Below are 17,763 nucleotides of genomic sequence, written 5' to 3' on the forward strand. Positions count from 1 at the left end.
CGGGTTACTTCGCCTGTGCTGCGGGCGCGCCGGCACCCTGCGGTGCGGCGGCCGGTTTGGCATTGGGGTCCCAGGGCTTGCCCTGGACGGCCATGCCGGGGCGCAGCATCATGCCGCCCTCGACGATGACCTTGTCGCCCGGCTTGATGCCGCCGGTGACGAGCCAGTTATCGCCGATCGTGCGGCTGGTCTGGAGCGTGCGCGGCTGGACCTTGCCGTCGCTGCCGATGACCATCGTCGTCGCCTGCCCCTTTTCGTCGCGGCTGACCGCGCGCTGCGGCACCAGCAGCGCCTTGGCCTGCGTGCCCTCGACCAGCGCGGCGCGGACGAACATGCCGGGCAGCAACAGGCCGTTGGGATTGGGGAAGAGTGCGCGGATCGTCTGCGAGCCGGTGGTCGGATCGACGGTGACGTCGGCGAAGCGCAGCGTCCCCTGCGGGCCATAGGCCGTGCCGTCCTCCAGCGTCAGCTTGACGCGGGCGTTGCCGTCGCGGGTCAGCTGGCCGCTCATGATCTGCTGGCGCAGCTTGAGCAGGCCGGCGCTCGACTGCTGGATGTCGACATAGATCGGGTCGAGCCGCTGGATCGTCGCCAATGCCTGCGTCTGCGAGGCTGAGACGAGCGCGCCGGTGGTGAACAGCGAGCGGCCGATACGGCCGGAGATCGGCGCGCGGATCGTCGTACGCGCCAGATCGATCTGCGCGGTCCGCAACGCGGCCTGCTGCGCGGCGACATCGGCCTGCGCCTGCTGCGCGGTGGTCTGCGAATTCTCATATTCCTGGCGGGCGATCGCGTTGATCTTGACCAGTTCGCCATACCGGCGCGCGAGCGCGGCGGTGGAGGCGATGTTGGCCCGGGCGCGGGTCAGCGCGGCACGCGCGCTGGCGACCTGCGCCTCATAGGGGGCCGAATCGATGCTGTAGAGCGGCTGTCCGGCGCGGACCATGTCGCCCTCGGTGAACAGGCGCTTCAGGATCAGGCCGTTGACCTGCGGACGCACGTCCGACGTTTCATAGGCCGTGGTGCGCCCCGGCAGTTCCGTGGTCAGCGTCACCGGCTGTTCACGTACCACGAGGTAACCGACCTGCGGCGGGCCTTGCGGCGCCTGCTGTTGCTGCTGCTGGTTGCCGCCGCCGCACGCCGCCAGTGCCAGTGCCAATGCAAGCACCGCCACCCCGTGTCGCATATTCGCCATGCAAATTGTCCGCTAGTAAGAATGTGAGTGATCGATCACTCACGCCCTGCTACAACCAGTTATGAACAGGCGTCAAGGCTCGCCGACGAGGATGGAATGATCGACTCGAATATTTGTTGCGGTGCACAACGAAACAATGCGGAAATGCGCCGGTTTCGGGTGATCGAGGCCGCGCGCAGGCTGTTCATCGAAAACGGCTTCCATGCCACCGGCATCGCCCAGATCGCGCGCGAATCGGGCGTTGCGGTCGGCCAACTCTACCGCGATTTCTCCGCCAAGGAGGATATCGTCGCGGCGATCGTCAATTCCGACTGCCGCTCGTTCCTCGGTGCCGAAACGCTGCGCCACGCGATCCAGCACGGCGACGTGGGGCAAGTGGTGACCTGGGTCCATCAGCTCGTCACCCCCGACAAGGACGAAGGCGACCCCCGCCTGTTCGCCGAGATCCTGGCCGAAGCCGCGCGCAACGTCCGCATCGCGTCGATCTTCAACGCCACGCACCGCGACGTACGGCAGTTGATGCTCGAAGCACTGGAGATGCTGGCCCCCGGCGCGGCGCTGGCGGACCGCCGGTCGGCGCTGGCGGACGTCATCCTCATCATGTCGCTGGGCATGCTGCACCACGGCATGATGCGGCCCGAAGAGGACGATCAGCCGCTGGTCGACGCGCTCACCGCGACGATCGATCGCGACATCGATTCGCTGCGCCGGGCGGCGGAAACCATGGCCGCCTGACGTCACTGCCGGCGGAAGGCGTCGGGATTGATGCCGTAGCGGCCGAGCTTGTAATAGAGCGTCTTGCGCGGGATGCCGAGCAGCTCGACCGCCTTGACGACGTTGCCCGCGCTGGCGCGCAACGCATCGACGATCACCCGCGTCTCGAATTCGGCGACCCGGCTCGGCAGGTCCTGCCGGTCCTCGCCGGGGGCGTCGTCCGCCGACAGCACGCAGGCGAAGGCGTAGTTGCGCAGCTCGCGCACGTTGCCCGGCCAGCCGTGCGCCAGCACGTGATGCCGCTCCGCCTCGCCGATCGCATAATCGGGCCGCGCGAGCGCTTCGCGCGCCTGATCGACGAAGGCGACGAACAGGAGCATCCGGTCGTGCTCGCGCTCGCGCAGCGGCGGCAGGTGGAGCCGGGTCATCGCCAGCCGGTGGTAGAGATCGGCGCGGAACCGCCCCGCCGCCACCGCCGCCGCCAGATCGCCGCGGCTGGTGGCGACGACGCGCAGGTTGACCGATTCGGCACGCTCGGCGCCGATCGGCTGCACCTCGCGCTCCTCGATGACGCGCGACAGCGCCGCCTGCATCGCCGGCGCCAGATCGTCGACCGCGTCGAGCAGCAGCGTGCCGCCGTTCGATGCCGCGATCGCGCCGGCCCGCGACAACCGGGTATGCGCGACGCTGTCGGCGGCATGGCCGAACAGATCGGCGGCGCCCCCGTCCTCGGTCAGCGCGGTGCAGTCGACCGCGACGAACGGCCGCCCCCGCCGCGGTCCCAGCCGGTGCAGCAGCAGCGCCGCCAGTTCCTTGCCCGTCCCCGTCTCGCCCTCGACCAGCACGTCGAGATCCGCCGCCGCCAGCCGCGCGATCGCCGCGCGCACCCGCACCATCGCCGCGCTCTCGCCGACCAGCGGGCTGTCCGCCTCGCCCATCTCGACCGCGGCGCGCAGCCGGCGGTTCTCGATCACCAGCGCGCGCCGCTCCAGCGCGCGGGCGATCGCGGCGACGAGATGATCGGTGGCGAACGGCTTGGTCAGGAAGTCGAACGCGCCGTCGCGCAGCGCCGACACCGCCATCGGCACGTCGCCATGGCCGGTGACGAGGATCACCGGCAGATCCCTGTCGAGCGCGCGCACGCGGGCGAGCAATTGCAGCCCGTCGATCCGCGGCATGCGGATGTCGGAGACGATCACGCCGTCGAAATCGGCGGGCAATGCGGCGAGCGCCGCCTCCGCCCCGGCGAACGCGCGCACCGACAGGCCGGCCAGTTCGAGCGCCTGCACCGTCGCGAAGCGCAGCGCCTCGTCATCCTCGACGAACAGGACGGCCTGCCCGCTCATGCCAGCCGCAGCGTCAGCAGGAAGGTCGCGCCCGGCCCGCCCGGCGCCAGCGCCAGCTCGCCGCCGAATTCGCGTGCGATATCGCGCGCGATCGCGAGGCCGAGGCCCAGCCCCTCGGGCTTGGCGGAGGCGAAGGGGGTGAACAACGTATCGTCGAGGCTCGGATCGATACCCGGGCCGGTGTCGGCGATGCGCACGATCAACTGATCCTCCTCCACCACCGCATCGATGGTCACGCGGCGATGATCGCGCGCCGCCACCGCGTCGAGCGCATTGCCGATCACGTTGACCAGGATCTGCTCCAGCCGGATGCGGTCGGCGACGACGCGGCGCGCGCGCAGATCGTCGGCGACCGCATCGACCACGACGCCGCGCGCGCGCTCGCCGATCAGCAGCAGCGTCCCCTCGATCGCCGCACCCAGCGTCGGCGCGCCGCGCGATGGCGTGCGGCGGCGGGCGAAGGCGCGCAATTCGCCGGTGATCGTCGCGATCCGCGCGGTCAGATCGACGATCCGGCCGAGATTCTCGCGCGCCCGGTCGGCGGCGCCGCGATCGAGCAGGATCGCGCCATTCTCCGCGAAGGTGCGGATCGCGGCGAGCGGCTGGTTGATCTCATGCGCGACGCCGGCGGTGATCTGGCCGAGCGACCCCAGACGGTTGGCCTGCGCCAGTTCTTCGCGCGCGGCGCGGAAGCGGCGATCCGCCTCGCCGCGCTCCTGCGATTCGACGATCAGCCGCGCATTGGCCTCGCGCAATTCGGCGGTGCGCCGCACCACCTCGCGCTCGAGCGATTCGCGCGCGCGCGCCTGCGATCGTCGCCGATTCGCGGCGCGGAGCCCGATACCGCCGGCGAGCCCGAGCAGCAGGATCAGCCCGAGTCCCCATAACGCCGCCTGCGCGCGTGCCGCGGCGAGCGACGGGCGGAGCGGCGTCAGATGCAGCACGCGGCTGCCGGCGAGCGGCGCGGCGACCGCCGCGAGGCGATAGCGCACCATCCGCTTGTCCTGCCGCACGCGGATATCGCGACCGTTCGCGGCGAAGGCGAGCGTCGCCGGCGGCGTGTCGCCGAACTGGCGCGACCGCCGCAGCGCCGCGCGCGTCGCGGCATCGACCGGCCGGGTCGGATGGAAGCGCCAGCCCGGCACGCTGGTGATCAGCACCAGTCCGCGCGCATCGGTAAGCACCGTCGCCCCCGCCGATTGCGCCCATTCGCGTTCGAGCCGGTCGAACTCGACCTTGACGACGATCACGCCCAGCTTGCGCCCGCCGCGATCGATCCGCCGCGCCAGATACAGGCCGGGCCGGCCGCTCACGGTGCCGAGCGCGAACAATTCGGAGGCGCCACGCGCCATCGCCTCGTCGAAATAGCGGCGGAAGGTATAATCCTGCCCGACGAAGCTGGTCGGCAATTGCCAGTTGCTCGCCGCCACCGCGCGACCGCGCGCGTCGATCGCATAGAGCACCGCGGCATCGGTGCGCGTCGCGAGCAGCTCCAGCGTCTCGTCGAGGCCGCGGACCGCCGCCGCATCGCCGCCGGCGAGCGCGCGCGGCACGTCGGGATATTCGGCGAGCACCAGCGGCAGCAGCCGGAATTTCTGCAATTCACTGGCGAGCAGCCCGGCGTGGGTCCGCGCCAGCGCCGTCGCCTCGCGATCGGCGGCGGCGCGCGCCGCGCCATCCGCCCAGCGCGCGCCGGCCGCGACCACCAGCGCGACCAGCCCGGCCACCAGCAGCAGCCACGTCAGCCGTCGCGGCACGCGACCTAGCGCGTCGGCCAGATCGCCAGGCTCGTCTCGACCAGCCGTTCCAGATCGGCGCGGCTGGCGCCCGATCCGGCCTGCACCGCCATCCCCTGCAACAGCGCATAGAGATAGCAGGTGAGCCCGGTGACATCGACATGCGCGGGCAGATCGCCCTCGTCCTTGGCGCGCTCGAACCGCTCGACCAGCGCCGCCTGCGACGAGGCGCGGCGCGCGATCACGTCCGCCTTGATCGAATCGGCCTCGGCGCCGCACGGCATCGCGCTGATCACGCCGAGACAGCCCTTGGGGTCGCCGCACTGGCTGGTTTGCATCGCCAACGCGCCGCGCATGAAACATTCCGCCACGCCGCGCGCGGTCGGCTGTTCCAGCGCCTGCCGGGTATAGGCGAGCTTCTCCGCCTCGTAGAGGTCCAGCGCCTTGTGGAACAACGCTTCCTTGTTGCCGAACGCGGCATAGAGGCTCGGCCGGGTGATCCCCATCGCCTCGGTCAGGTCGGCGAGCGACGCCCCCTCATAGCCCTTGCTCCAGAACACGCGCAGCGCCGCCGCCAGCGCCGTGTCGGTGCAGAACTCGCGCGGCCGCCCTTTCGGGGGCAGCGGTGCCGGATCGGCGAGCGAGAGGGTCATGCTTTCCATATCGCTTAGTATAGAACTCGCGGATGGCACAAACAAGGCAGTTGCGGACTGAAACCCTTTTGCCCGGATTCGAAGGGGTTCGCAGGAATTCGTCGGATCGGTCGACGCTCAGTCTGTTGAAATTCCTCCCCCGCCAGGGGGAGGAATTGCACGGATGTCGATCTGGCCTAAGCCGCGTCGGCCAGAGCCGGCCGCATCCCCATCAGATCCCGCGCCACCGCTTCGGCGATCTTGATGCCGTCGACCGCGGCCGACAGGATGCCGCCGGCATAACCCGCCCCCTCGCCCGCCGGATACAGGCCGGCGGTGTTGACGCTCTGGAAATCGTCCCCCCGCGTGATCCGCACCGGCGAAGAGGTCCGCGTCTCGACCCCGGTCATCACCGCATCGGGGTGATCGTAGCCCGGGATCTGCTGCCCGAACGCGACCAGCGCCTCGCGCATCGCGGTCACTGCGAAATCGGGCAGGCACGCCGCGAGGTCGGTGAGATGCACGCCCGGCCGATAGGACGGAATGACGCTGCCCAATCTGGTCGATGGCCGCCCGGCGAGGAAATCGCCCAGTCGCTGTGCGGGTGCCATATAGCCGCCGCCGCCGACCTCGAACGCGCGCGTTTCCCAATGCCGCTGCAACGCGATCCCCGCGAGCGGATCACCGGGATAGTCGCGCGCCGGATCGATGCCGACGACGATCCCCGAATTGGCGTTGCGCTCGTTGCGCGAATATTGGCTCATGCCGTTGGTCGCGACCCGCCCCGGCTCGGAGGTCGCGGCGACCACCGTACCACCCGGACACATGCAGAAGCTGTAGACCGTCCGCCCGTTCTTGCAGTGGTGCGACAGGCTGTACGCCGCCGCGCCGAGATCGGGATGCCCCGCGCACGGCCCGAAGCGCGCCTCGTCGATCCAGCTTTGCGGATGCTCGATCCGCACTCCGATCGAGAACGGCTTGGCTTCGAGGAACACGCCGCGTTCGTGCAGCACGTGGAAGGTGTCGCGCGCGCTATGGCCCAGCGCGAGCACCACCGGCCCCTCGGCCGCCAGCCGTTCACCGGTCTGCAGGCGAAGCGCGACGACGCGACGGTTGCCCGCCGCATCGGTGTCGATCTCCAGATCGTCGACGCGATGCTGGAAGCGATATTCGCCGCCCAGCGCCTCGACGCTCGCACGCATGCTCTCGACCATCGTGACGAGGCGGAACGTGCCGATATGCGGATGCGCCTCGGTGAGGATCTCGGGCGGCGCCCCGGCCTTGACGAATTCAGTCAGCACCTTGCGGCCGAGATGGCGCGGGTCCTTGATCTGGCTCCACAATTTGCCGTCGGAGAAGGTGCCGGCGCCGCCCTCGCCGAACTGCACGTTCGATTCGGGGTTGAGCTCGCTGCGCCGCCACAGGCCCCAGGTGTCCTTGGTCCGCTCGCGCACCACCTTGCCGCGATCGAGGATGATCGGCCGGAAGCCCATCTGCGCGAGGATCAGCCCGGCGAACAGCCCGCACGGCCCGGCACCGACCACGATCGGGCGCGGCCCGGCGTAACCGGCGGGCGCCTTGGCGACGAAGCGATAGCCGGTGTCGGGCGTCGGATTGACGTGGCGGTCGCGCTTGAACTTGGCGAGCAGCGGCGCCTCGTTCTTCACCGTAACGTCCACAGAATAGACGAAATGGATGTCCATCTTGTCGCGCGCGTCATGCGCCCGCCGCGCCACGGTGTACCGGACCAGATCGCGCGGCGTGATCCGCAGCCGGTTGCGGATCGCGGCAGCCAGCGCCTCCTCCGGATGGTTGAGGGGCAGCTTCAATTCGGTGATGCGGAGCATGGCGCGTGATAGCGGATTTGCGGGGTTGCGGCCAGCGGCGCTTGGGGCGTTCCGCTGCGGGCCCGGGCAACTTATCCCCACGGCCGAGACGACGAAGCTCGCGCGGCTTCCTCATACGGACCGTCACCCCAAGGCCCACCTTGTCGCAAGGGTACGTTCGCCGTTGGAGCATATGCCCTCGCCGCGGAGACCCCGGAACCGGTCGAGACCCCTGCAAAACACCGGATGTACCCCGGCGAAGGCCGGGGCCCAGTTGGGAAAGCCGGTGTAAGTCATTACGAACCCTCGCCCAACTGGGCCCCGGCCTCCGCCGGGGTACAACGCCGGCGCAAGGCACTGACGTTCGCAGCGATCGCGAAAGAATCCGGGGTAACGGACCGCCCCTACCCCGCCACGTCCACCGCCTCGGTCACGATGATCTCAGGCCGTGCCGCCGCCAGATCGCGCGCCGCCATCCCGAACGCCTTGAAATGCTCCGATTGCATATGCGCCTGCACCGCCGCCTGATCGGCGTAGAGTTCGTTGAAGACGAAGCGCCGCGCGCCCTCTGTCTCGCGCCACAGCTCGTAATGCAGCGTTCCCGGCTCGGCGCGCGATGCCGCGACGCAGATCTTCGCCGCGGCGACGAATGCGTCTTCCTGCCCCGGCTTCACCGTGACGAATGCGATCACCTTGATTGTCATAGCTTCTGTCCCTGTGCTGCGAGCGAACGACGTGGGCGCGTTTCGCCGGGGCGGCAAGCCTACCAGCGACCATCCGGTGCCGCGACGCCGCGATGTTCGGCGATCCGCCGCGCGGTCGCTGGCGAAACCGCATCGGGCAGCGCATCGAGTGCGAAGAACCGCGCCTCGGCCAGCTCGACCGCATCCGCCACCGGAGGATCGCCGGTCGTCCCGCGGAACAGGAAGACGGTGTCGCGCCGTCCCTCCGCGCGCGCCTCGTAGCGGGCCACCGCCACCACATCGGCGAGGACGCAGCCGGTCTCCTCCGCCAGCTCGCGCACCGCGGCGGCAGCGGGCGCCTCGCGCCGGCCGATGCCGCCCCCCGGCAGCATCCACAGGTCCGACCGGCCATACCGATGCCGCACCAGCAACAGCCGGCCACCGGGATCGAACGCCATCACCTTCACGCCCTTGGTCCGCCAGCCGAGCAGCGCCATCGTCCGGCGGCGCGTGCGGTGGGCGAGGTCGATCAGCGGGCGCATCGCCTCAGCTTAGGCAATGGCGCGCACGCTGACCAGCTTGCCTCCTCGCCCCGAACCGGCGAAGAGGCGCGGCAAAGGGGAAGCCGAATGTCCGTCCTGTCCGACCGCTGGATCCGCGAGGCCGCGCTGACCCAGCAGATGATCGAACCGTTCGTCGAGAGCCAGCGCCGCGAAGGCTGCATCAGCTACGGCCTGTCCTCCTACGGCTACGACGCGCGCGTCGCCGACGAGTTCAAGATCTTCACCAACGTCGACAATGCGCTGGTCGACCCGAAGGACTTCGCCTCGAACAGCTTCGTCGACCGCAAGACCGACGTCTGCATCATCCCGCCGAACAGCTTCGCGCTGGCGCGCACGGTCGAATATTTCCGGGTGCCGCGCGACGTGCTGGTCATCTGCCTCGGCAAGTCGACCTATGCGCGCTGCGGGATCATCGTCAACGTGACCCCGCTCGAACCCGGCTGGGAGGGGCATGTCACGCTGGAATTCTCGAACACGACGCCGCTGCCGGCCAAGATCTACGCCAACGAGGGCGCGTGCCAGTTCCTGTTCCTGCGCGGCAACGAGCCGTGCGAGGTGAGCTACGCGGACCGCGCGGGCAAATATATGGGCCAGCGCGGGGTCACCCTGCCGCGGCTTTGAGGGGGCGGGACGACGCTCCTTTACGCATCGGCCTCGTTCGAGATCTTGGCAAAACACCTTCTGTACCCCGGCGAGGGCCGGGGCCCAGGCGGGAAAGCCTTGGTAAGGTATCACACACTCCGCCCAACTGGACTCCGGCCTCCGCCGGGGTACACACTTGGAGTGTCACGAGCCGGTTTTCGCAGAAATCGCGACTCGTTCAGCGGTGACGGTGCATTCGGACTGACCCGAACGCACCAGCGCGCTCACCGCGTCGCGATCTGCGTCTGCAACCGCGACCGGCCCCGCGTCGCGACGTCGTGCGACGACACCACCGCGCCGTCGGGCATATCCATCGCGACCACCGGCCGCCGCAACACGTCGTCGTACAGGCTCCGCGCCTCGGCGGTGCGGCCGATCCGCGCATAGGCCACCGCCAGATTCAGCATCAGTTCGGGGCGATCCGGAAAAATCCGCCGCTCCGCTTCGAGTCGTTTCGCCGCCGCGGTGAAATCCCCCGCAGCGATCGCCTGATAGCCCGTCCGGTCCGTGGCCAGTGCCGGCGTCGTCAGGCATGCACCCGCCAGCATCGTCGCGACAATCATACGCATTGCATCGTCTCCTTCTCCCGCCTGAACGGCAGGTTTCATTTTTGTGACACTGTTGTGTCACTTCGAAGACAATGATGCAAGCGGCGGCTCAGTTCCGTTCGGTCACCCCCTGCCAGGCGTTACGGACCATCCGGCCGAGATGCTCACGGCTGCGATCCGAGAGGTGGCGCAGCCGCTCGCCGGCGGCGGAAATGCCGGTGCTGCGATCGAGTCCCTCGACCTGCATCACCCACAATTGCCGGAACGCGCCGCCCTTCTGGCGGAGCAGATGCTGCGGCGGCCCGTCCTCGACGACGCGGCCGTCGACCAGCACGACGACGCGGTCGAAGCCGGCGATCGTCGACAGGCGATGCGCCACCGCGATCACCGTCCGGTTCTCGATCAGCGCCTCCAGCCCGTTCTGCACCTCGAGCTCCGACTCGGAATCGAGCGCCGAGGTTGCCTCGTCGAGCAGCACGACGCGCGCGTTCTTGAGGAAGGCGCGCGCGATGCCGATCCGCTGGCGCTGCCCGCCCGACAGATTGGTGCCGCGCTCACCGACGATACTGTCATAGCCGTGCGGCAGGCGGCGGATGAAATCGTCGCAGCCGGCAGTCTGCGCGGCGCGATAGACCTCCTCGTCGCTCGCATCCGGCTTGGCGAAGCGGATATTCTCCATCACCGAGCGGTGGAACAGCATCACCTCCTGCGGCACCACCGCGAGCGCATCGCGCAGACTCTCCTGCGTCACCTCGCGGATATCCTGGCCGTCGATCGCGACATGGCCGCCCTGCGGATCGTGGAACCGCTGGATGAGCTGGAGCAGCGACGATTTGCCCGCGCCCGATGGGCCGACGATGCCGACCTTCTGCCCCGCCGGGATGACCAGCGACAGATCGTGCAGCACCGGATGCGACGGATCGTAGCCGAAGGTGACGTGCGACAGCTCCACCCGCCCCTCGCCGACGCGCAGCCGGGCGGCTTGCTCCGCATCGCTCAACGTCTGCGGTACGCCGATGATGTCGAGCGTCTCGCGCAGATAGCTGAACTGCTGGCTGGTATCGATCAGCGCCATCGCGAGGTCGCGCGAACCGTGGAGGATGCGGAACGTCATCGTGCTGATCACGACGACGTCGCCGGTCGATATCGCATGCGCCGACCAGCGGCCGATCGCCCAGATCAACGTGCCGCCGACCAGGATCGCCAGCGCGAGATCGTGCAGCCCGCGCATCTGCTCGACGAAGAACCAGCCGCGCCGCTGCGCGCTCGCCTCGTCGTCGAGGAAGCCCTGCAACCGCGACAATTCGCGGCGGTGCGCCGCAAAGGCCTTCACCACCCAGATGTTGCCGATCAGATCGACCAGCTCGCCGCCGACGGTGCCGGCATGTTCGGCGAACGCCTTGTGGTGGACGTGCCCCTGCAACCCCAGCGCCACCAGAACGACGGTGACGATCACGAACACGATGCCGAGCACCAGCGCCATGCCCGGATCGATGCTGACGAAGATGATCATCGCGCCGACGAAGGCGATCAGCGGCGGCGTCACCTCCTGCAACAACCGGTGGACGATCGCGCCGAAGATCCCCGCCAGCCCCGACACGCGGTGCCCGAGCGAGCCGGCGCGCTGGTTCTGGAAGAAGGGCATCTGATGCCCGGTCAGGTAATCGACCATGTCGAGCCGGATATCGACGCCCGACACTACGGTGGCATGACCGAGCGTCAGCGCCGCGGCACGCTGCAACGCGCTTTCCACCACCACCAGAGCGAGGAAGACGCCGAGAAACGTATAGACGGCGGCACGGACGCGATCCGAGCCGGTCATCGCATCGATCAGCAGCTTCAACGCATATTGCACCCCGATCGAACTGACCGACGAGCCCGCGACCAGCAGGCCGAGCAACAGGAAGGTCCAGGGACGGACGCGGATATAATGGAGCAGGAACCGGAACGGACTGCGGAGATAGGGCACGGCAGATAGTCTCCCGGATATGACCCGATGTTGCGCCGCAGCAACGATCTTGGCAATCCGGTTGAGGCGAGGGGATGGAATGGCCGGACAGGTGCCGGATCAGACGAGGCGGACGGGGCGAACGGCACGCAGCTCTATATCGCCCCGATCCAGCCCGATCCGCACCCCAACCGTGTTCCGGCGAACGCCGGAACCCAGGGCCAAGCAGAGCGACGATAATTGCAGCTCGACCACCCGCCCGACCGACGCCGACACCTCCCGCAGACACTGCACTCAGATCTGCGCCAACCCGCCGTCGACGGACATTTCGACGCCGTTGACGTCGCACGATCCTTCACCGGCGAGGAAGCGCACCACCGCGACGACATTCTCCGGTTCACCGAGCCAACCCGCCGGCGACCCCTGCGCGGCCCGGCCCCGCCCCCAGGCGCATCCTCACCGATATCAGGCCCGATCGCCGTCGCGCCCATCGCAGCTTTCAAAAGAAGGATGGTGTCACGCAGAGGCGCGGAGGACGCGGAGATGTAGCGCCCACGGGGGCCTCACCCGTCATAATGGACCGAAGTATCGGTCCACGACCACGGCAAACGCATCACCTCTGCGTCCTCCGCGCCTCCGCGCGAACAATCTTCTTTACGACACCTCGTTATGCCGCCCCGTGCCAAATCGCTCGGATGTTGCCTAGCTTGATGCCGCGCTGCGGGACACTCCCGCTTGTACGGCATTGCTCGAACCCCGCCCGCGGCAACACTCCTACCGATCCCACCGCCCCCATACGCAAAAGGGCGGGTCCTGACGTTACGACGGTGAATGTCGATCCCGCCTAGATCGCCGTAGAGCCTGCGGGAGCACATAGAAAAGATCATGTCGCGCGAAGGCGCGAAGGCGCGAAGGGATGGTGCGTTCGGCGCTGCTGAGACTCTTCCTACGGCCCATGATGTAAGTGAGGCCACCGGGTGCGCTGCCCCTCCGCGTCCTCCGCGTCCTCCGCGCGAACAATCCTTCTTTTCGACGCCTCGTTCTGCCGTCCGATATCAGAATTGCTCCGACGACGCTCACCTTGGTGGCCGAACCAGAAACCCCGCCCGCACGGCATCGCGAGTCTTAGAAACGCCCGCCCCTGAACGCAAAAAGGGCGGCTCCTTGCGGAACCGCCCCTGTCATCCGTCATCCGATCGCGATCAGAAGTCGTTGCGATATTGTTCGTTGCCGATGAAACCGAGCTTGGTCACCGCCGAGCGCTTGATCACCGCCAGCGTCTGGTCGACCTTGTCGTACTTCGCCGCCGGATCGGGCTGGAAGTGCAGCTCCGGTTCCGGGTTGATCGCCGCAGCGGCGTCGAGATAGGTGCGCAGCGTCACCTCGTCGACGGGAACGCCGTTCCAAGACACCGTGCCGGCGGCATCGATGATGATCTTGTTCTTCTGCGGATCGACCGGCGGCTTGACGTTCCGCGGGTCATTGACCGGCAGATCGACCTTGACCGCATGCGTCGGGATGGGAAGCGTGATGATGAACATGATGAGGAGCACGAGCATGACGTCGATCAACGGCGTCGTGTTCATTTCCATCATCGGCTCGCCATCTTCCGAGCCACCACTCATTGCCATGTCAGATACTCCTGGGTCGGGCGGGGCGGATTAGCCACCCGCGGGCGGCGGCTGCGAAATGAAGCCGACCTTGGCGAAGCCGGCCTGCTGCATCGTGTAGACCGTGCCGCCGATGCACTTGTAGGGGGTGTTCACGTCACCGCGGATATGGACTTCCGGCAGTTCGAGATCGGGGTTGCCTGCGCCACCCTGACGATCGATCTCCAGCTTGAGCTTGTCGACCGCGCGGGTCAGCAGGTCCTTGCTGGTGATCGGCGACGTGCCCCAATAGACCAGGCAGCTGCCGTCCGGCTTGGTCGTCACCGACAGCAGGACGTTCTCGGGCTTGGTCGTCGTCGGATCGAAACGGACCTTGGGCAGGACGATGCCCTTGACCGTCTGGATCGCCACCGGAACGGCGATCAGGAAGATGATCAGAAGCACCAGCATCACGTCCACGAGAGGCGTGGTGTTGATGTCCGACAAGGGTTTTTCGGAGGAACCTCCTCCTCCGCCAGCGCTCATCGCCATGTGCGAGCTATCCTATCCATTCAATCTAGCCGGCGACCGAACGTCGCCGGCTGGTCGCGGGGCCACCCGAAGGCGGCCCCGCAGCCTTATCGTTACGGGCGGGTCTGCACGCCACCGGTCTGGCCGGCGGTCGTGGTTGCCGCTGCCGGCTTCACCGGAGCCTTGGCGACCGGCGCACCGGCGACCGTCGGCTTGACCGCACCGTTCGAGGCGAGGAAGCCCAGCACGTCGTTCGAGAAGGCCGACAGGTCTTCCGCGATCGACTTGTTGCGACGCTGCAGCCAGTTGTAGGCGAGCACCGCGGGAACCGCGACGACCAGGCCGAGTGCGGTCATGATGAGCGCCTCACCGACCGGACCGGCGACCTTGTCGATCGAGGGATCGCCCGACGCACCGATCTTGATCAGCGCGCGGTAGATGCCGACCACGGTACCGAACAGGCCGATGAACGGCGCGGTCGCGCCGACCGTCGCGAGGAAGGCGAGACCGCCGCCCAGCTTCGAGTTGATCGCTGCTTCCGAGCGGGCGAGCGAACCGTGCAGCCAGTCGTGCGCCTCGACCGGATCGGTCAGCTTGGCGTGCTGGTCCTGCGCCTGCAGGCCGTCGTCGACGAGCTGCTTGTACGCCGAGTTCTTGTCGAGCTTGGCGGCGCCTTCGCGCAGGTTCGGCGAGCTCCAGAAGCCCTGACGGACGCGCTTGGCCTGGTTGATGATCTTCTGCTGCTCGAACAGCTTCGAGAACAGGATGTAGAACGACACGATCGACATGATCACGAGGATCGTGAACACCGACTGCGAGATGAGGCCGCCTTCCTTCAGAGCGGCCTGGAGGCCGAACTGGTTTTCGGCTGCCGCGGTGCCGCCGGCCGCGAGAATGGTGGTGAGCATTGGAATTTCGTCCTTATCAAACGGTGTAGAAGTTCGGGGAGGATCCGCCCGCCGTCGCGGCGGGCGGAGACCGCATCATTCCTTCGGGATCTTCCAGACCACGCGCCGCGACTGGGTGGTCGCGAGCGGGTTGCCGGCCACGTCGGTCGCCGGGGAGTAACGTCCCCGCCGGGTGATCGCGGCACATGCCGCCCGGTCCAGCGCGGTCGAACCGCTCGACTGGGTGGTGTGGCAGTTTTCGACGCGCCCCTGCGCATTGATCGTCCAGGCGATTACGCTGGTGCCTTCCTCGTTGTTACGCAGCGAGCTCGGCGGGTAATCGTCGTTCGTGATCCAGTCCGCGGGATTGCCCTTGGCACCCGCTGCCTTGCTGACCGTCGAGACGGCCGGCGGCGCAGGCGGAGCCGGCGGTGCAGGCGGCGCGGCGATCGGCGTCAGATTGACGGCGGGCGGCGGCGTCGAAACCGTCTGGATCACCACGGGCGGCGGATTCGGATTCTGCACGATCGGCGGCGGCGACACCACGGGGGGCGGCGTCATCGGCGTATCGGGCGGCGGGGGCGGCGGCTCGTCCGGCGGCGGGGGAGGCGGCTCCTCCACGTCGAACGTGTTAAGTTTTTCTTGGGCCTTTTTCACGTATTGGTACGCGAGCCCGGTGACGAAGGCGTAGCCCAGCGCCGCATGGATGAGCACGACGATGACGATCGCGACCACCCTGCCACCGGACATCTTCTGGTCAGCATAGGCCATTCAGCAACGACACTCCCTAATCTCTCGGTCCTCGCAGCGCCCGGGGGAAGAGCGCGCGTAGGTCCCTGCCCCGGCTGGCGCCGTGTGTGACAGTCCGCAAACCCTATCGCCCCGTTTCCCGCCGCGCAAACGCTTTGTCGGACGCAACAAACGTACAATCGTTTAGCGACACTTTTATTTCTGTATCGTTCAGGTGCATTCGGCTAGCGATTTCGGCATGATACCGCGATTCCGCTCCGCCCTGCTCGCCGCCGTCGCGCTCACCGCATCGCCCGCCGCCGCCGCGATTCTGGGCCAAAGCGCCCCGATTTCCGTGGGTTCAGCGAATATTGGGAGCGGTATCAGTTATGCCGACCTCACCGATCTGGTGATCGCCTCCCCGGTCATCGCCGACGCGACGATCCGCTCGGCGGTGCGCCTCAAAGGCGCCGACGCATTGGGCGTAGCTCCTGGATTTACGCGTTATTATGTCGAGGCTGATCTCGGTGCGCTGGTCCGCGGCACCGGCGGATTGCCGCCACGAATCGGCTATCTCTTGGATATTGCACCCGATTCGTCGGGCCGTTTGCCCAAATTGAAGAAATTGAGGGTGCTGCTGTTCGGCCGCCCGGTCGTGGGGCGTCCCGATCAGATACAATTGGCCGCGCCGGACGCGCAGATTGTCTGGACGCCCGCGGACGACGCGCGGATTCGCACGATCGCGACCGCGCTGGTCGCCGCCGATGCGCCGCCGGTGATCACTGGTATCGGTAACGTCTTCCACGTCCCCGGCGCCTTGCCGGGCGAGGGCGAGACGCAGGTTTTCCTGACCACCGCCAATGGCGCGCCGGTGTCGCTGACCGTGCTGCGCCGCCCCGGCGAACAGCCGCGCTGGGCGGTGGCCCTGTCCGAGATCGTCGACGAGGCGGCCGCCCCGCCGGCGCGCGACACCCTGCTCTGGTATCGCCTCGCCTGCGCGCTGCCCGCCGAACTGCCCGAGCGCAGCACCGCGTCGCTCGCCGCGTCGGACGCGACGCTCGCGCGCGAGGATTATGGCTATGTCCTGCAACAGCTCGGGCCATGCCGGCGGACGCGGACGATCCGCCAGTAACCGCGGGACGGATCGCGCCGCACGGGACCCCGGCTGTCAGCGGCGGTGGCGGACCAAGGTGATCCCGATCGACTCCCCCGCCTCGGCGATCGCCAGCTTGACGATCTTGACCCTGACGCGCAGCACCCGCGGGTCGGTGAGGAACAGCGTCTCGCAGATATGGTCCGCCACCGCCTCGATCAGCGTGAAATGCAGTCCCTCGGGCAAGGCCCCGGTCGCGGCATGTTTGAGGTCGAGATAGTTCTTCGACGCCGACAGCGGCGTATCCGGCGCGAAATGGTCGGGGCAGGCGAGATCCACCGTCAGGTCGATGCGCAGCGGCTGCGGCAGGTGCGTCTCCTCCGAATAGATACCGGTGAGCACCTGGACCTCGAGGTCGTGGACCTCCAGTTGAAGACTGTCTTGCATGGCGCGGGCCTGTAGCAGCCACACCACGAAGCGCCAATCGCATTGCCTATTGCGTTCGGCGCGGCGCCGCCGCATGCGCCGCGCCCGTCCGTTCCGGACGTGAGGACCCCCGCCCGTGCCCCTGCCTGCGCCTGCCTTCGTGCCGCTCGCCACCGTCGACCATGCCGCCGTCGAAGCGCTGCTCGATCGCGCGTTCGGGCCGGATCGCCACCGCCGCACCGCCTATAAGGTGCGCGGCAGTGCGCTGCCGATCGCCGCGCTCAGCCTCGCCGCGGTCGAGGACGGCGCGCTGATCGGCACGATCCAATGCTGGCCGATCCTGCTCCACGGCGACGACGGCGCGGCGCATCCTTTGGTGATGATCGGCCCGGTCGCGGTCGAACCCGGCCGCCAGCGCGACGGCATCGGCCGCCAGTTGATGCGCCGCGCGCTCGACGCCGCGCAGGCCGAGGGGCTGGACGACGTGCTGATGCTGATCGGCGATCCCGAATATTACGGCCGCTTCTTCGCGTTCGACGCCAGCCGCACCGCCGACTGGCGCCTGCCCGGCCCGGTCGAGCGCCACCGGCTGCTGTCGCGCGGCGATCGGGTGCCGGCGATCGCCGGCCAGCTCGGCCCGGCGATCCCGGCGATCCCGGCGGGGGCCTGAGCGCC

At 68.2% G+C, this 17,763-nt stretch carries 18 protein-coding genes; 4 read left to right on the forward strand and 14 right to left on the reverse strand.

Annotation, left to right across the window (positions count from 1 at the left end; all coding sequences use genetic code 11):
- Positions 1-4 precede the first annotated feature (4 nt).
- On the reverse strand, positions 5-1,195 hold the full coding sequence (locus tag ACLBWH_RS10210; protein WP_322850106.1) for an efflux RND transporter periplasmic adaptor subunit: 1,191 nt from the start codon (positions 1,193-1,195) through the stop codon (positions 5-7).
- A gap of 144 nt (positions 1,196-1,339) precedes the next feature.
- On the opposite strand from ACLBWH_RS10210, the gene ACLBWH_RS10215 reads away from it, so the two are divergent.
- Complete coding sequence (locus ACLBWH_RS10215; RefSeq protein ID WP_322850107.1) at positions 1,340-1,930, forward strand: TetR/AcrR family transcriptional regulator; 591 nt, start codon at positions 1,340-1,342, stop codon at positions 1,928-1,930.
- Positions 1,931-1,932: 2 nt separating this feature from the next.
- On the opposite strand, the gene ACLBWH_RS10220 is transcribed toward ACLBWH_RS10215, so the two are convergent.
- The 6 genes from ACLBWH_RS10220 to ACLBWH_RS10245 form a co-directional block, all read right to left on the reverse strand.
- On the reverse strand, positions 1,933-3,255 hold the full coding sequence (locus tag ACLBWH_RS10220; protein ID WP_447798600.1) for a sigma-54-dependent transcriptional regulator: 1,323 nt from the start codon (positions 3,253-3,255) through the stop codon (positions 1,933-1,935).
- On the reverse strand, positions 3,252-5,012 hold the full coding sequence (locus ACLBWH_RS10225) for a sensor histidine kinase (RefSeq protein WP_447798602.1): 1,761 nt from the start codon (positions 5,010-5,012) through the stop codon (positions 3,252-3,254). The genes ACLBWH_RS10220 and ACLBWH_RS10225 overlap by 4 nt, the downstream gene beginning before the upstream one ends.
- A gap of 5 nt (positions 5,013-5,017) precedes the next feature.
- Positions 5,018-5,644: a TetR/AcrR family transcriptional regulator gene (locus ACLBWH_RS10230; RefSeq protein ID WP_322850276.1), complete on the reverse strand. Its 627-nt coding sequence runs from the start codon at positions 5,642-5,644 to the stop codon at positions 5,018-5,020.
- Between the two features lie 176 nt (positions 5,645-5,820).
- A complete protein-coding gene (locus ACLBWH_RS10235) occupies positions 5,821-7,470 on the reverse strand; it encodes an NAD(P)/FAD-dependent oxidoreductase (RefSeq protein WP_447798604.1) in 1,650 nt (549 codons plus the stop codon).
- 383 nt (positions 7,471-7,853) lie between these two features.
- The gene (locus ACLBWH_RS10240; RefSeq protein ID WP_447798606.1) at positions 7,854-8,153 is read right to left on the reverse strand and encodes a putative quinol monooxygenase; all 300 of its coding nucleotides are present in this window, start codon (positions 8,151-8,153) and stop codon (positions 7,854-7,856) included.
- Positions 8,154-8,212: 59 nt separating this feature from the next.
- Positions 8,213-8,674, reverse strand: coding sequence for an NUDIX domain-containing protein (locus ACLBWH_RS10245; protein ID WP_447798607.1), 462 nt, complete (start codon positions 8,672-8,674; stop codon positions 8,213-8,215).
- An 87-nt stretch (positions 8,675-8,761) separates the two neighbouring features.
- Between ACLBWH_RS10245 and dcd the strand changes: the two genes are divergently transcribed.
- Positions 8,762-9,316 (forward strand): dCTP deaminase, encoded by a 555-nt coding sequence (gene dcd / locus ACLBWH_RS10250; protein WP_322850113.1) that lies wholly within the window; start codon positions 8,762-8,764, stop codon positions 9,314-9,316.
- A gap of 245 nt (positions 9,317-9,561) precedes the next feature.
- Here the strand turns inward: dcd and ACLBWH_RS10255 are convergent, their stop codons facing one another.
- From ACLBWH_RS10255 to ACLBWH_RS10280, 6 genes are all read right to left on the reverse strand, one after another.
- A complete protein-coding gene (locus ACLBWH_RS10255) occupies positions 9,562-9,906 on the reverse strand; it encodes a tetratricopeptide repeat protein (RefSeq protein WP_447798609.1) in 345 nt (114 codons plus the stop codon).
- A gap of 88 nt (positions 9,907-9,994) precedes the next feature.
- Positions 9,995-11,854: an ABC transporter ATP-binding protein gene (locus ACLBWH_RS10260; protein WP_322850115.1), complete on the reverse strand. Its 1,860-nt coding sequence runs from the start codon at positions 11,852-11,854 to the stop codon at positions 9,995-9,997.
- Positions 11,855-13,035: 1,181 nt separating this feature from the next.
- Positions 13,036-13,464, reverse strand: a complete 429-nt coding sequence (locus ACLBWH_RS10265) for an ExbD/TolR family protein (RefSeq protein WP_038663270.1) — start codon at positions 13,462-13,464, stop codon at positions 13,036-13,038.
- Between the two features lie 30 nt (positions 13,465-13,494).
- Positions 13,495-13,974, reverse strand: coding sequence for an ExbD/TolR family protein (locus ACLBWH_RS10270; RefSeq protein WP_038663274.1), 480 nt, complete (start codon positions 13,972-13,974; stop codon positions 13,495-13,497).
- Positions 13,975-14,066: 92 nt separating this feature from the next.
- Positions 14,067-14,861, reverse strand: a complete 795-nt coding sequence (locus tag ACLBWH_RS10275; RefSeq protein ID WP_322850117.1) for a MotA/TolQ/ExbB proton channel family protein — start codon at positions 14,859-14,861, stop codon at positions 14,067-14,069.
- Positions 14,862-14,936: 75 nt separating this feature from the next.
- The gene (locus ACLBWH_RS10280) at positions 14,937-15,611 is read right to left on the reverse strand and encodes an energy transducer TonB (RefSeq protein WP_447798612.1); all 675 of its coding nucleotides are present in this window, start codon (positions 15,609-15,611) and stop codon (positions 14,937-14,939) included.
- 217 nt (positions 15,612-15,828) lie between these two features.
- On the opposite strand from ACLBWH_RS10280, the gene ACLBWH_RS10285 reads away from it, so the two are divergent.
- Positions 15,829-16,701, forward strand: a complete 873-nt coding sequence (locus ACLBWH_RS10285) for a hypothetical protein (protein WP_447798614.1) — start codon at positions 15,829-15,831, stop codon at positions 16,699-16,701.
- Between the two features lie 36 nt (positions 16,702-16,737).
- Here ACLBWH_RS10285 and ACLBWH_RS10290 read toward each other — a convergent pair whose 3' ends face one another.
- Entirely contained in the window at positions 16,738-17,109 is a 372-nt protein-coding gene (locus tag ACLBWH_RS10290) for a dihydroneopterin aldolase (RefSeq protein ID WP_447798616.1), read from the reverse strand.
- 121 nt (positions 17,110-17,230) lie between these two features.
- On the opposite strand from ACLBWH_RS10290, the gene ACLBWH_RS10295 reads away from it, so the two are divergent.
- Positions 17,231-17,758, forward strand: coding sequence for a GNAT family N-acetyltransferase (locus ACLBWH_RS10295; protein ID WP_447798823.1), 528 nt, complete (start codon positions 17,231-17,233; stop codon positions 17,756-17,758).
- Positions 17,759-17,763: the final 5 nt, after the last annotated feature.

This window comes from Sphingomonas sp. M6A6_1c (genome assembly GCF_053345135.1).